Origin of the sequence: Moritella sp. PE36 (assembly GCF_000170855.1) — a bacterium.
Taxonomy (GTDB): domain Bacteria; phylum Pseudomonadota; class Gammaproteobacteria; order Enterobacterales; family Moritellaceae; genus Moritella.
Map to the genome: position 1 here is coordinate 21554 of NZ_ABCQ01000024.1, position 13677 is coordinate 35230.

Below are 13677 nucleotides of genomic sequence, written 5' to 3' on the forward strand. Positions count from 1 at the left end.
AGTATTAGAAAGCAAAAAGCCCGTAACACATTGAAGTGTTACGGGCTTTTCTAATCTGGTCGGTGATAGAGGATTCGAACCTCTGACCCCCTGGTCCCAAACCAGGTGCGCTACCAAGCTGCGCTAATCACCGAGAGTCTTGTTTTACATCGAGAAGAGATGGGGCGACTGATGGGATTTGAACCCACGACAACCGGAATCACAATCCGGGGCTCTACCAACTGAGCTACAACCGCCATTTATCATTCATTACACCACCACTATATTAACTATAATGGTGCGTCCGAGAGGAGTCGAACCTCCGACCTCACCCTCCGGAGGGGCGCGCTCTATCCAACTGAGCTACGGACGCATAAACAATATCTTACGTCCAACCATCAACCTCGTCTAGGCAAATCCGTTTATTCCGAGGCAAAATGTCGGATAACCACCTTGCCTGTATCTTTTATAACCAAGTAAAATGCAACAAACACTGTTACAACTATTTAACCTAAGGCTAGGTAAGGATATAATGCCTGACAGCAGTAGGAATTTATTATAACAAAAGTCATCCACAGACTGACAATACCATTAATTAGGGAGCTAAAAAGAGCATGTATAAATTACGAAATATTCTAATCACTTTAACAGCATCATTGCTATTTACATTCACCGTAAACGCTGGCCACAACTCTCCTGAAGCAGTTGCAGAACGCATTGCACCAGTTGGTCAGGTATATCTACCCGGTGAACTTGCTCCAGTTGTTGCAAAAAGCACAGCACCAGCAGCACCACGTTCTGGTGAACAAGTTTATACGGCTACTTGTAACATGTGTCACGGTAGTGGCCTTGCTGGCGCACCAATTAAAGGTAACGCCGAGCAATGGGCTCCACGTATTGCAAAAGGTAAAGACACACTTTATCGCCATGCAATCGAAGGTTTCAATGGCGCGATGCCAGCACGTGGTACTTGTTCAACCTGTTCTGATGACGAATTACAAGCCGCGGTTGATTACATGATCCAAGGCCTGTAACACCATGGCTAAATAACGTTATAACAAAAATATTCAGCGCTAAATCCGTTATAACGACAAGTACTTTCGATAAAGCCACTAATTTATTTAGTGGCTTTTTTTGACCCACAGCTATCCACTGCTAGACTTTATTACTATAAAACTTAGTTTTTAAGTGATTAAAGACCATTAGGATACCGACTGTGAGCAAGGATCGTCTCCCAAACCAACAACCAGCAAATAACACCGAGCTAATTAGTTTAGCCTTATCTCATTCTTTACGAACGCAACGTGCCTTATTTTTAACACAGCTAAAATCGGCCTTACAAGAGTTGCAGCAGACCCAACGCAGCTTCGTGCTCTTGCTGATCAAGGTTGATAATATCGCCGAGGTTGAACAAAGCTTTGGCAGTGAACTCAGTAATAAATTAATTACGATCATCCAAACCCATTTACAATCATTAACGTCGAGTAATGACTGCTTAGTTAACTTACAAGGTGACGAGTTTGCCTTATTAAAAACAGATATCACCGATGCCGATAGCGCCATTGATCTGGCAAAGGAAATTCAGTCACAGTTTCGGTTTAGTTTTCAAGTTAACAATTATAAAATTCTCTGCAGTAGTAGTATCGGCATTAGCTTACAGCAAGCACCGCATTCTGTTAGCCAAGTATTAAAAGATGCCGATATCGCCCTAAAAAATGCACGACACCAAGGCTTTGGTCAATATCACCTTTCCACCGCATTACCAACACCAATGAAAAACACCCAAGGCATACTGCAGCAAGAGAAGCTCACACGCGCTATTATTAACAACGATATATTACCTTACTACCAACCCATTATTCAATTAAACAGCAATCAACTGATCGGCTTTGAAGTAATTGCCCATTGGCATGAGAAAGACCAGAACGGTGATAATAATTTTATCTCATTAGCAGAGAACACCGATATTATCATCGCGCTCGATTTACATATTATTAATCAAGCCTGCTTACAGCTCAAAAAGTGGCATAGCTCCCACAGAGATAATCAACAAATCATATTAACCATGAACTTATCAGCCAAGCACCTTCTTCTTAATGGTGCTGTTGAACATTTAATTTTTATTATTCAGCAACAACAGATCCCCCCGCATCGCCTGGTATTTGAATTTAGGGAACAGGAATTCATGCTGCACAATAAATTTGCCATCCGTGCGTTAGAAAAATTGCGGCAAATTGGGGTGAAAGTGGGGTTAGATGATTTTGGTACCGGTTTTAGTTCGCTAAACGCTTTTTTTCAGTATCCAATTGATTTTGTCAAAATAGACAGCCGTTTTACCAATCGTATGCTGATGTCCAAAAAAGACTTGTCATTAATTCGGGTAATTAGGGATATTAGTCACGATATGGGGTTTAAGGTGATTGTAGAAGGTATTGAGACCCAGCAGCAACACGCAAAGTTAGTGGAGTTAGGCTGCGAGTTTGGCCAAGGCAGTTATATCGCTCAGCCAATGGATTACATGCAAGTTAATCGCTTATTAGATCTCTAATAAGCGAGCTTAAATCGATACGTCGAAGCCAGTGTGAGTTTGCTATTTATTAAATAACGCTCTTAGATTCGCCACGCCTCGTTTACCTTTTGCTTGTTTTTCTACTGGCGAATCCGGTTTTTTACGTAAGTCCCATTCGAGGTCATCTTGTGGTAACTCTAACAAGAAACGGCTTGGTTCCGGCTTCACTACTTCACCAAACTGACGGCGCTCTTTACAAAGCATCATGAATAATACTTTTTGCGCACGGGTGATACCCACGTAGGCCAAACGGCGCTCCTCTTCGACATTCGGATCATCATCAATCGAGCTTTGATGCGGTAATATGCCCTCTTCCATACCCACCATGAATACGTACGGATATTCCAGTCCTTTAGAGGCATGGTAAGTCATTAACTGCACTTGATCAGAATCGTCTTCTTCTTCGTTGCGTTCCAGCATGTCACGCAAGGTTAGGCGAGTAACAACCTGCGCCAACGTCATCTCTTCATCAAGATCATCGCCCTTGAGCATTTCAGTCACCCAGCGATACAGCTCTGAAACATTCTTCATGCGCATTTCAGCGGCTTTAGCACTGGTACTGGTTTCGTATAACCAATCTTCGTAATGAATATCACGCACCATGTCACGTACCGCATCAATGCTATCGCTACGCTGTTCCTGATCGGCTAATTCCACTAACCAACGGGTAAAACCACGCACCGCAAGTAAACCACGTCCCGTCAGGGTTTGCTCTAAGCCCATTTCGAAACTAGCAGCGAACAAGCTAATATTACGCATGTTGGCGTAATTGCCTAATTTTTCTAATGTTGTCGGGCCAATCTCACGACGAGGTACGTTCACCACACGTAAAAACGCATTATCATCATCCGGGTTCACGAGTAACCGCAGATAAGCCATCATATCTTTGATCTCGGCACGCGAGAAGAATGATGTACCACCACTGATCTTATACGGAATACGGTTAGTCATTAGCGCTTTTTCAAATAACCGCGACTGATGATTACCACGATATAAGATCGCATAATCTTTATAGTCACTGCGCGCCATAAACTTGTGTGCAAGTAGTTCTGATACTACTTTTTCAGCTTCATGCTCTTCATTTTTAGTGGTGAATACTTTAATCGGCTCACCATAACCAAGCTCGCTGAATAAGCGTTTATTAAATTCATGGGGATTATTATCAATTAAGATATTTGCCGCTTTCAAAATTCTTTGGGTCGAACGGTAGTTTTGTTCGAGCTTCACCACTTTCAAACCCGGAAAATCTTTTTGCAATAATGTCAGATTTTCAGGTCGAGCACCACGCCATGAATAAATTGACTGATCATCATCACCGACCACAGTAAACTTTGCACTTTGGCCAACAATTAACTTCACCAGTTCATATTGACTGGTATTGGTATCTTGGTATTCATCCACGAGTAAATAGCGGATCTTGTTTTGCCAGCGTTCGCGTACTTCTTCATTTAAGCGTAATAACAGTGTTGGCATCATGATGAGATCATCAAAGTCCAAGGCGTTATACGCTTTCATATGACGGAGGTAGTCGTCGTAACACTGCGCAAATAATTTGTCTTGGGGCATCTGCGCACGCGCAATGGCTTGCGGCGGCAATACCAACTCATTCTTCCAATTCGAAATAGCACTGCGCAATTGGTCGATAAGCTCTTTATCTTCTTCTAGCGTATCTTGGGTAAGTTCTTTTAATAATGCCAACTGGTCTTGATCATCAAACAAGGTAAATGCCTGTTTTATACCTAAGGTTTTATATTCTTTACGAATAATATTTAACCCTAAGGTATGAAACGTCGATACCATTAACCCTTTTGCTTCCTTCTTACCTAATGTCTTGGCAATACGTTCTTTCATTTCGCGCGCCGCTTTATTGGTAAAGGTTAGCGCAGCAATATTACAGGCCTTGTAACTGCAGTTTTGTACCAGGTGGGCAATTTTGGTGGTAATAACACGGGTTTTACCACTGCCAGCACCAGCGAGTACTAAACACGGACCAGAAATATATTTTACAGCTTCATCCTGACGGGGATTCAATTTCATAAGGGCAACACCAGACTAAAACATTAGGAAAAGAGGTAGAAATTAGATTGTAGCAAATTTAACATAAAAAAAATGCCAGTTATAAATAACTGGCATTTTCTATACATCGAATACGCAATCAAGAATTACTTGATTTTGCCTTCTTTGTACATAACGTGCTTGCGAACTACAGGATCAAACTTTTTGATCTCCATTTTCTCAGGCATGTTTTTTTTGTTTTTAGTAGTGGTATAGAAGTGACCAGTACCAGCAGATGAATTCAAACGAATTTTATCGCGCATAATATAGCTCCTTAAACCTTCTCACCACGGGCACGCATTTCAGCAAGAACTGAATCGATACCCTTTTTATCAATAATACGCATACCTTTACAAGTAAGACGTAACTTTACAAAACGGTTTTCGCTCTCAACCCAGAAACGGTGTGTATGTAGGTTTGGCAAGAAACGGCGACGTGTGCGGTTTTTTGCGTGAGAAACGTTGTTACCAACAGCTGGTTTTTTACCAGTAACTTGGCATACTTTTGACATAGTGTGCTCCAATAACTTCAAATATAAGTGTCTACATAGTCGCATTTGAAGCTACTAGGTATACTTTTAATGCTCGGTTTATACAGTAAACCCAGACACAAATCAATAATAGTGCAAAATATCACCATCTTTAATCACATGGAAACAGCGCTAAAAACAAACGTCAACGGTTGATTTGTGAACACAAATGCAATAAAACAGTTTAAAACACAAAATAAAGGCCAAAAACAAGCAATAAAAATTAAATCATAATAATTGAAAAAAGTATTTCAATTCGTCTAAATGGACAAATGCGCAAGGCCTTCTTTCAGGTTATAATCCCCATTCCTTGATAGTGAGTTTACACCATGCTTAACGATATAGAATTAACCGACCTTAGACAACAATTCCCCGTATTATCGCAACAAGTGAATGATCACCCATTAATTTACTTAGATAATGCCGCCACAAGCCAAAAACCCTTGTGTGTTCTCGAGGCGATTAATACCTATTATCGTGACATTAATGCCAATGTCCACCGCGCGTCACATGCACTCAGCGCGCAAGCCACATCTGCCTATGAAAATGCCCGAGATACCTGCGCGCAATTTATTAATGCTAATAGCAGTAAAGAGATCATTTGGACGCGTGGCACCACCGAAGCGATTAACTTAGTTGCCAACTGTTTAACCACCAGTATTCAGGCCGGTGATGAGATCATCATTTCCACCTTAGAGCATCACGCCAATATCGTGCCTTGGCAAATGCTGGCACAACGCACAGGCGCCATCCTCAAGATTATTCCGCTGTTACCGTCAACCGACATAGATATACAGGCCTATAAGCAATTACTCAGCGATAGAACCAAATTAGTGGCGGTTAGCCATGTCTCTAATGCCATCGGTACCGTGAACCCGATTGAAGACATCATTGCGTTAGCCAAGCAAACGGGTGCGAAGGTATTAATCGACGGCGCCCAAGCTATTTCGCATTGGGAGGTTGACGTGCAAGCCCTCGGTTGTGATTTTTATGTGTTCTCTGGGCATAAAATGTATGGTCCTACTGGTATCGGCGTGCTCTGGGGTAAAGAAGAAGCGCTTAATCAACTGCCGCCTTGGCAAGGCGGTGGCGAAATGATTAAAACGGTAAGCTTTGCACAAACCACTTATAACGAGCTACCATTTAAATTTGAAGCCGGTACCCCCAACATTGCTGGTGCGATCAGTCTGGCGCGCGCCATGACGTTTCTAACCAGTTACGATCGACAAGTGCTGGCTGCTCACGAAGCCGAATTACTGGCCTACACCACAGCACAACTCGAAAATATGCCGCGCATTAAGATTATTGGTTCGCCACAACATCGTGCCGGCGGCGTCAGCTTTATTATGGGTGATGCGCATAATAGTGATGTGGGGATGCTGTTGGACTTACAAGGCATTGCGGTTCGCACCGGTCATCACTGTGCACAACCTCTGATGCAGAGCCTTAATTTATCCGGCACCATCCGCGTGTCGTTGGCTATTTATAATACCAAAGCAGAAATAGACTTCTTTATTAAAGCATTGAATGAACTACAAGATTTACTCTAATCTGTTACCGTATCTAGAGCATCGTTATTGTAATGAATAACAGATTAACTTTATCCTGCCAGGCTGCAAGTCTGGTTAGCAATACAGGAATGATCATGACCGATTTCTCGTCGAGCCCATTTGGCAACGAAATTACCAGTACCGATGTAATGACGTTATTAACCGCACAAGCTGGCTGGCAAAATAAATACCGCCAATTAATTTTGCTTGGTAAAAAGATCCCAGCGTTAACGGATGACTATAAAGTAGCAGAAAATCAAATTAAAGGCTGTGAAAGTCAGGCGTGGATAGTATTTAGTTGCGATAATGACGGACGTTTATGGTTTGGTCTGGATTCAGATGCGCGTATTGTAAAAGGGTTAATGGCGACGCTATTAGCAGCAGTGAATGGCAAAACGCGCGTTGAAATCGCGGCATTTGATATTGATGGCTATTTTACTCAGCTTGGTTTTATGCAACAGCTTAGCCCTTCTCGTGGCAATGGCTTAAAAGCCGTGATAGCAGCAATACAAGCGGCTTAATCGGCCGACATCAAGTGGTGAATCAATGTTCACCACTTGATCAAGTCACTCTATATTAATCAAACCTTAATCAAACCTTAATCAAAAAAACTAGCTAAGCATTACTTCTGCAAGTTTTTAACGATCAGAGCAGTCCCCATACCGCCACCAATACACAGTGATGCTAAACCATAGTCGACACCTCGTTTTTGCATTTCGTGTAATAACGTTACCGTAATACGACCACCAGATGCACCCAACGGATGACCTAATGCGATAGCGCCACCGTTGACATTGGTCTTATCGGCAAACCAATCCATATCCACATTGTGTGCTTGAGTCAGATTCGTCATTACCCCTAACGCTTGCGCAGCAAAGGCTTCATTTAGCTCTAACAACTCCATCTGCTCTAATGACATATCAGCACGTTTAAGCGCTTGTTCAATCGCCGGTACTGGACCTAGTCCCATCACTTGCGGATCGACGCCACCTTGACCATAAGCAATTAATTCAGCCATTGGTTCTAAACCATATTTTTCCACGGCCGCTTCTGACGCTAAGATGATCGCAGCGGCACCATCATTGATACCCGATGCATTTGCCGCGGTTACTGAACCGTCCGCTTTAAATGCCGGACGTAGCTTCGCTAAACCTGCAACACTGGCATTATCTTTTGGATATTCATCCGTGGCGAAACTTTGTGTTTGGCGACGTACTTTCACTTCAACCGGTACTATCTCGTCAACAAAACGGCCTGCCGCAATGGCAGCAACCGCTTTGTGTTGGCTACCAACGGCAAAGGTATCTTGTTGCTCACGGGTTAAACCAAACTGCTCAACGATATTTTCTGCCGTCATGCCCATGTGGTAATTATTAAATACGTCGGTCAAACCATCATTAACCATGGCATCAACCATGGTCATGTTACCCATTTTAGAACCAAAGCGCGTTTTTGCGGGCATCAAATAAGGAATGTTAGACATGCTTTCCATGCCTGCTGCCACCACGATATCGGCATCACCGGCTTTAATATGCGCCGCACCATCCATAATCGTTTTCATGCCACTGCCACAGATCATATTTAACGTATAAGCAGGCACACTAGCAGGAATACCCGCTTGCATCGCCGCTTGACGGCCTGGCCCCATGCCTTGTCCTGCACTAATCACATTACCAACAATCACTTCATCAACGTGCTCTGGATTAACCTTTGCGGCTGCCAATGCGCCTTTGATCGCCGTAGCACCTAACGTAGCGGCGTCAACACCCGCTAAGCTACCGCCGAAACTACCCAGCGCTGTACGTTTTGCTGCAACGATAAATACTTTACTCATACCTTGTTTCCTTACTTGATGTGATCAGTTTATTTTTTCAAACATATGTTTGAATTGTATCACAAGTGATTAACATAACCGAATTTAGCCCGAGCAAAGCTAAGCGATAGGGAAAAGCCACGAGCGCGATTTTAAGGTAAGCGTATAAGGTAGCGGTTATAACGTAAGGGATTTAGTGAGGCAAAAAATAGAGGATGGCTTTAAATAACATAAAACCAGCGAATACAAGGTGTATCAGCTGGTTAAACGCGTTTACTCAATACCGTTATTCAGGTCGATAACGCGCTTCTCTTTCGGCTAATTTTTTCAATACCCGCGAAGCCGCAATTAAACCAAAGCTAGCCGTCACCGCGGTTGAAGAGCCGAAGCCACTTGAACAATCCATGCCCGTGGCGCCGTCAAGGAAGTTCTTGGTCGAACATACTTCGCCATCAGTACCTGGGTAAATTAATTGCTCGGTTGAGAATACACATTCAATACCAAATCGACTGGTTGGGTTCTTACTGAAGTTATGCAAACGGCGCAGATCAGAGCGTACTTTCGCAGCTAAAGGATCTTGATGTGTTCGAGATAAATCCAGCACTTGGATTTGGGTCGGATCGATTTGACCACCCGCAGCGCCAATGGTAATGCATTTTATTTTTTGTCGATTACAGTGCGCTAACAGTGCCGTTTTTGAACGTACGCTATCAATCGCATCAATCACATAATCAAAATCTTTGCTTATGTGCATACCAACATCATCAACCGTGATAAAATCATCGATAGCAGTCACTACACATTCCGGATTAATGGCACGAATACGCGCCGCCATTACATCTATTTTTTGCTTACCTATGGTGTCTTTTAAAGCATGAATTTGACGATTGGTATTAGTCACACAAATATCATCCATGTCGATCAGGGTGATCTTGCCGATGCCTGAACGTGCTAATGTTTCAGCGGCCCAAGAACCCACACCACCAATACCAATCACACACACATGTGCTTGACTAAAAAATTGCAGTGCTTTAACGCCATATAAACGTGCAATACCACCAAAACGATTGTCATATTCGGCCGACATACCTTACCTCAAATAAAACCAAAGGCGCATTATACCGATAACACCAGGTAACTACAAAAAGGATAGAACGTTTAGTTTAATTTGATTGAAATCAAATTAAACTGTGATAATTAATCATTGTAAAATGCATATTGAATTGCATAAAACAATAAAAAACGAGCTACCTTCACCCCTATAAATGCATGCTTAACCAAAATAAAAGCATATTAAAACAATAGAGAATAAATAAATATTTCCCAAGCCTTTTAGTTAAAAGCCCTGCTAATTATATAATAAAATCCAATCTTCATTGGCGCATTTTTTACCAGTTGCATAAATTTGCAACTATTCAATAAAAATATCCACAAGCAAACTAATTACAAAAACACCTACCACTTAAGAGATGGTTACATCCTTTAAAATGTGATCACTTAGTAATTATACAAAGCCAAACTGCATTATTATTTCAGCTAAATCTTCTGCCTTTAATTTGGATAAATGATAATGAACATATCATATTTTATTTATAGATACCGTCTATCACCCACATTCTTGTTCTCATTTCTACTACCTAAAAACCCCAATTCTAATTGCTAAAAATTTAATGTTGTACCCGATATTGGTATAACAAATAGCGAGGATAAAAGATGACAACATCAACTTTAGAGAAAGAAAAAAAAGGCTTTTTTGCTAATTTAAAATTCCCATCGGCTTATACAATTCTATTTGCACTTATTGCCATTGTAGCCCTAATGACTTGGATTATACCGGCGGGTCAATACGATAGAGTCATGAATGAAGACATAGGTAAAGAAGTGCCGGTCACAGGCACATATCATGCGGTTGAGAATAATCCACAAGGGTTTGTGGATATCGTGCTTGCTCCTATCGATGGTTTTTACGATCACAATACCTATGCTGCTGCGGCAATTGATGTCTCTCTTTTCATTCTTATTATTGGTGGTTTTCTTGGGCTAGTAACAAAAACTGGCGCAATTGATGCGGGTATTGAGCGGGTGACGACGCGCTTAAATGGTCGTGAAGAATTGATGATCCCGATTCTAATGGCAATGTTTGCTGCCGGCGGTACTATTTACGGTATGGCTGAAGAGTCATTACCATTTTACTCGCTGATCGTGCCCGTCATGCTTGCCGCTCGTTTTGATTCGGTGGTGGGTGCCGCAACAGTATTGTTAGGTGCGGGCATTGGTGTATTAGGCTCCACGATAAACCCATTTGCGACGGTTATTGCAGCTAATACTGCAGGTATCCCTTTTACTGATGGCATGTTTTTACGTATCGCTACCTTAGCTATCGGTTGGTTAATCTGTGTGATTTACGTCATGCGTTATGCAAAAATGGTAAAAGCCGATCCAACAAAATCTATTATGTTTGATAAACGTGAAGAACATATCGCGCATTTCTTAGGAAATAAATCAGATGAAAAATTAGAATTTACAACAACCCGTAAACTAATTCTAATGATCTTCGTCGCTTCTTTCGCAATCATGATTTACGGCGTTGCCGTGGCAGGTTGGTGGATGGCTGAAATTTCAGGTCTATTCTTAGTTGCAGCCATTATCACCGGTCTCGTCGCTCGGATGAGTGAAGAAGAACTCACATCTAGTTTTATTGATGGTGCTCGCGACCTACTGGGTGTTGCTCTCATTGTTGGTATTGCCCGTGGCATCGTAGTGATCATGGACCGAGGCATGATCACTGATACCATTCTCAATACCGCTGAAATGGCGATCTCTGGTTTATCTGGTATTGTCTTTATCAATGTCATGTTTTGGATTGAAATATTACTTTCATTCTTAGTACCATCAACATCTGGATTAGCGGTTTTAACCATGCCGATCATGTCTCCATTAGCGGATTTTGCTTCTGTTGGCCGCGATTTAGTGGTAACAGCGTTCCAATCAGCTTCTGGTATTGTGAACTTAATTACCCCGACGTCTGCCGTTGTAATGGGAGGCTTAGCCATTGCCAAAGTACCTTATGTACGTTGGTTAAAATGGGTAGCCCCACTCATTGCTATATTGACTATTTTAGTGATGGCGATGCTCAGTATTGGCGTCATCCTATCTTAATTTAAAGCTAAGAAATTAGCATTATTGACAATTAAAATACCCTTCCCATCTCAAGGAAGGGTTTTTTTTTGCCTCTCTCTAAGCACTTATGAACGTCCTTGATACTTTATCACCGCGCCTTTATCTACGCTTATTTTCTCAGTTAACGCCTTCATATGTTGCGCTTTACTTTGGCAAGACGCGCTATAGATCTCAGTGTCCATATTGGTTGCATTAAACTTACCCTCAGCACACCAGAATTGCTGTTAAAAATACAGCGGAATACTCATTTTACACTTCAAACCACGTGCAATTATCGACCTTAATATCGCGAAGCGAATAGAGAATATCGCCTTATTATACAAACAACGAAAACAGCAAGATTTAAAGCAATAATAACCCCAAATAAAAACATGATCGGACTAGCAAATTAGCAACGAAAAACCACCTACCTATTTAGATATATACTCACTTCAACTGCATAAATTTTAACGATTCAAATAGTTCTTTAAAACCAACAAAAAAAGAGAGTAAGCAAATACTTTAAAATCAAAAGCTTAATAAAAAAACCGACAAAAAAACAGCTTTAGCATAATAACACCAAGTTTTCCCAAGCATAATAAAACACATTTAAATCAACTAGTTACATACTATTAACAATATAAAAGTGTGACTAAGATCGAAGATTGACAGAACCTATATCGTATACTGCACACATCAACTTAAAGCATGAATAGAAACAATAAATATTCAAAATAAATTTAAACTTTCACATAACTAATCGTATTTCATAAACGCTTTAGCGAAGGATAAAATTATGAGTAACTTATATGTAGGTTCTGAAGTCGGTCAATTACGTCGCGTTCTAGTTCACCGTCCAAGACGCTCACTAAGCCACTTAACACCATCTAACTGCCACGACTTATTATTTGATGACGTACTAGCAGTAGAGCGTGCAGGTAAAGAACATGATGTGTTTACAAAGACATTACGTGATCAAGGCGTAGAAGTATTACTTCTCACTGACCTTCTTGCTGATACATTAGCAATTCCAGAAGCTAAAGAGTGGCTGTTAACAAGTCAAATATCTGATTACCGCTTAGGTGCTACATTCGCTAATGACGTACGCTGTTACTTAGGTGACTTACCAAACATCGACCTTGCTAAAATCTTAACTGGTGGTTTGTCTTACGCTGAAATGCCAATGAAATCATCTTCTATGATGCAAGGCATACACGCGCCAACAGACTTCATCATTGAACCACTACCGAATCACCTATTTACTCGTGATACATCTTGCTGGGTATATGGTGGCGTTTCTATCAACCCAATGGCTAAAGCGGCTCGTCAACGTGAAACTAACCACGTTCGTGCAATCTATCGCTGGCACCCAATCTTCGCTGGTGCTGACTTCATTAAGTACTACGGTAATGAAGAAAAAATGTACGACAACTCTACAATCGAAGGCGGCGACGTACTGGTTATTGGTAAAGGCGCTGTACTTATTGGTATGTCTGAGCGTACCACACCTCAAGGTGTTGAACAGCTAGCATCAGGTCTATTCAAGCACGGTCAAGCAAAGCAAGTTATTGCAATGCAACTTCCTAAACACCGTTCTTGCATGCACTTAGATACAGTAATGACGCACTTGCGTGAAGATACATTCTCTGTTTACCCAGAAGTGGTTCGTAAAGATGTGCAATGCTGGAGCCTAACAGGTGATGAGTCTGGCGCAGTTAACGTGAAAGAAGAAGGTTACTTCGTTACTGCTATCGAAAAAGCACTAGGCGTAGGCCAGCTAAACCTAATCACAACAGGCGGTGACAGTTTCACTGCAGAACGTGAACAATGGAATGATGCCAATAACGTACTAACGGTGAAACCTGGTGTAGTAATTGGTTACGAAGGTAACTCTCACACTAACGAAAAATACGATAAAGCAGGTATTACCGTACTACCAATCCCTGGCGATGAACTCGGTCGCGGTCGCGGTGGAGCTCGCTGCATGAGTTGCCCAATTGAACGTGACGGTATCTAACAATTT

General features: G+C 41.7%; 11 protein-coding genes and 3 tRNA genes. 6 read left to right on the forward strand and 8 right to left on the reverse strand.

Annotated elements, in window-relative coordinates; genetic code table 11:
* Window positions 1-56 precede the first annotated feature (56 nt).
* The 3 genes from PE36_RS13880 to PE36_RS13890 form a co-directional block, all read right to left on the reverse strand.
* Window positions 57-133 (reverse strand) — tRNA-Pro (locus PE36_RS13880).
* A 27-nt stretch (window positions 134-160) separates the two neighbouring features.
* Window positions 161-236: transfer RNA gene (locus PE36_RS13885), tRNA-His, on the reverse strand.
* Between the two features lie 39 nt (window positions 237-275).
* Window positions 276-352 (reverse strand) — tRNA-Arg (locus PE36_RS13890).
* Between the two features lie 241 nt (window positions 353-593).
* Here PE36_RS13890 and PE36_RS13895 point away from each other — a divergent pair.
* Together PE36_RS13895 and PE36_RS13900 are read left to right on the forward strand one after the other, a co-directional pair.
* Complete coding sequence (locus tag PE36_RS13895; RefSeq protein WP_006032672.1) at window positions 594-1013, forward strand: cytochrome c5 family protein; 420 nt, start codon at window positions 594-596, stop codon at window positions 1011-1013.
* 182 nt (window positions 1014-1195) lie between these two features.
* The gene (locus PE36_RS13900; protein ID WP_006032673.1) at window positions 1196-2527 is read left to right on the forward strand and encodes a bifunctional diguanylate cyclase/phosphodiesterase; all 1332 of its coding nucleotides are present in this window, start codon (window positions 1196-1198) and stop codon (window positions 2525-2527) included.
* Between the two features lie 42 nt (window positions 2528-2569).
* Here PE36_RS13900 and rep read toward each other — a convergent pair whose 3' ends face one another.
* The 3 genes from rep to rpmB form a co-directional block, all read right to left on the reverse strand.
* A complete protein-coding gene (rep, locus tag PE36_RS13905) occupies window positions 2570-4585 on the reverse strand; it encodes a DNA helicase Rep (RefSeq protein WP_006032674.1) in 2016 nt (671 codons plus the stop codon).
* Between the two features lie 125 nt (window positions 4586-4710).
* Window positions 4711-4866 carry a 50S ribosomal protein L33 gene (gene rpmG / locus PE36_RS13910; protein ID WP_006030957.1) on the reverse strand — a complete coding sequence of 52 codons (156 nt, stop codon included), beginning with the start codon at window positions 4864-4866 and terminating at the stop codon, window positions 4711-4713.
* 11 nt (window positions 4867-4877) lie between these two features.
* Entirely contained in the window at window positions 4878-5114 is a 237-nt protein-coding gene (gene rpmB / locus PE36_RS13915) for a 50S ribosomal protein L28 (RefSeq protein ID WP_006030956.1), read from the reverse strand.
* A 347-nt stretch (window positions 5115-5461) separates the two neighbouring features.
* Between rpmB and PE36_RS13920 the strand changes: the two genes are divergently transcribed.
* Window positions 5462-6682, forward strand: a complete 1221-nt coding sequence (locus tag PE36_RS13920) for a cysteine desulfurase (RefSeq protein ID WP_006032675.1) — start codon at window positions 5462-5464, stop codon at window positions 6680-6682.
* A gap of 32 nt (window positions 6683-6714) precedes the next feature.
* Complete coding sequence (gene csdE / locus PE36_RS13925; RefSeq protein WP_232286589.1) at window positions 6715-7203, forward strand: cysteine desulfurase sulfur acceptor subunit CsdE; 489 nt, start codon at window positions 6715-6717, stop codon at window positions 7201-7203.
* Between the two features lie 101 nt (window positions 7204-7304).
* Here the strand turns inward: csdE and PE36_RS13930 are convergent, their stop codons facing one another.
* Both PE36_RS13930 and tcdA read right to left on the reverse strand, forming a co-directional pair.
* The gene (locus PE36_RS13930) at window positions 7305-8516 is read right to left on the reverse strand and encodes an acetyl-CoA C-acetyltransferase (protein WP_006032677.1); all 1212 of its coding nucleotides are present in this window, start codon (window positions 8514-8516) and stop codon (window positions 7305-7307) included.
* Window positions 8517-8781: 265 nt separating this feature from the next.
* The gene (gene tcdA, locus PE36_RS13935) at window positions 8782-9582 is read right to left on the reverse strand and encodes a tRNA cyclic N6-threonylcarbamoyladenosine(37) synthase TcdA (protein ID WP_006032678.1); all 801 of its coding nucleotides are present in this window, start codon (window positions 9580-9582) and stop codon (window positions 8782-8784) included.
* A gap of 626 nt (window positions 9583-10208) precedes the next feature.
* Between tcdA and PE36_RS13940 the strand changes: the two genes are divergently transcribed.
* Window positions 10209-11654 carry a YfcC family protein gene (locus tag PE36_RS13940; protein WP_006032679.1) on the forward strand — a complete coding sequence of 482 codons (1446 nt, stop codon included), beginning with the start codon at window positions 10209-10211 and terminating at the stop codon, window positions 11652-11654.
* A 796-nt stretch (window positions 11655-12450) separates the two neighbouring features.
* Window positions 12451-13671, forward strand: coding sequence for an arginine deiminase (gene arcA / locus PE36_RS13945; protein ID WP_006032680.1), 1221 nt, complete (start codon window positions 12451-12453; stop codon window positions 13669-13671).
* Window positions 13672-13677 lie beyond the last annotated feature (6 nt).

Excerpts from the sequence above, each read along its gene's own strand:
- PE36_RS13895 (WP_006032672.1), top strand. The coding sequence starts at position 594 with ATGTATAAATTACGAAATATTCTAATCACTTTAACAGCATCATTGCTA.
- rep (WP_006032674.1), bottom strand. The coding sequence starts at position 4,585 with ATGAAATTGAATCCCCGTCAGGATGAAGCTGTAAAATATATTTCTGGT.
- rpmG (WP_006030957.1), bottom strand. The coding sequence starts at position 4,866 with ATGCGCGATAAAATTCGTTTGAATTCATCTGCTGGTACTGGTCACTTC.
- rpmB (WP_006030956.1), bottom strand. The coding sequence starts at position 5,114 with ATGTCAAAAGTATGCCAAGTTACTGGTAAAAAACCAGCTGTTGGTAAC.
- PE36_RS13920 (WP_006032675.1), top strand. The coding sequence starts at position 5,462 with ATGCTTAACGATATAGAATTAACCGACCTTAGACAACAATTCCCCGTA.
- csdE (WP_232286589.1), top strand. The coding sequence starts at position 6,715 with ATGAATAACAGATTAACTTTATCCTGCCAGGCTGCAAGTCTGGTTAGC.
- PE36_RS13930 (WP_006032677.1), bottom strand. The coding sequence starts at position 8,516 with ATGAGTAAAGTATTTATCGTTGCAGCAAAACGTACAGCGCTGGGTAGT.
- tcdA (WP_006032678.1), bottom strand. The coding sequence starts at position 9,582 with ATGTCGGCCGAATATGACAATCGTTTTGGTGGTATTGCACGTTTATAT.
- PE36_RS13940 (WP_006032679.1), top strand. The coding sequence starts at position 10,209 with ATGACAACATCAACTTTAGAGAAAGAAAAAAAAGGCTTTTTTGCTAAT.
- arcA (WP_006032680.1), top strand. The coding sequence starts at position 12,451 with ATGAGTAACTTATATGTAGGTTCTGAAGTCGGTCAATTACGTCGCGTT.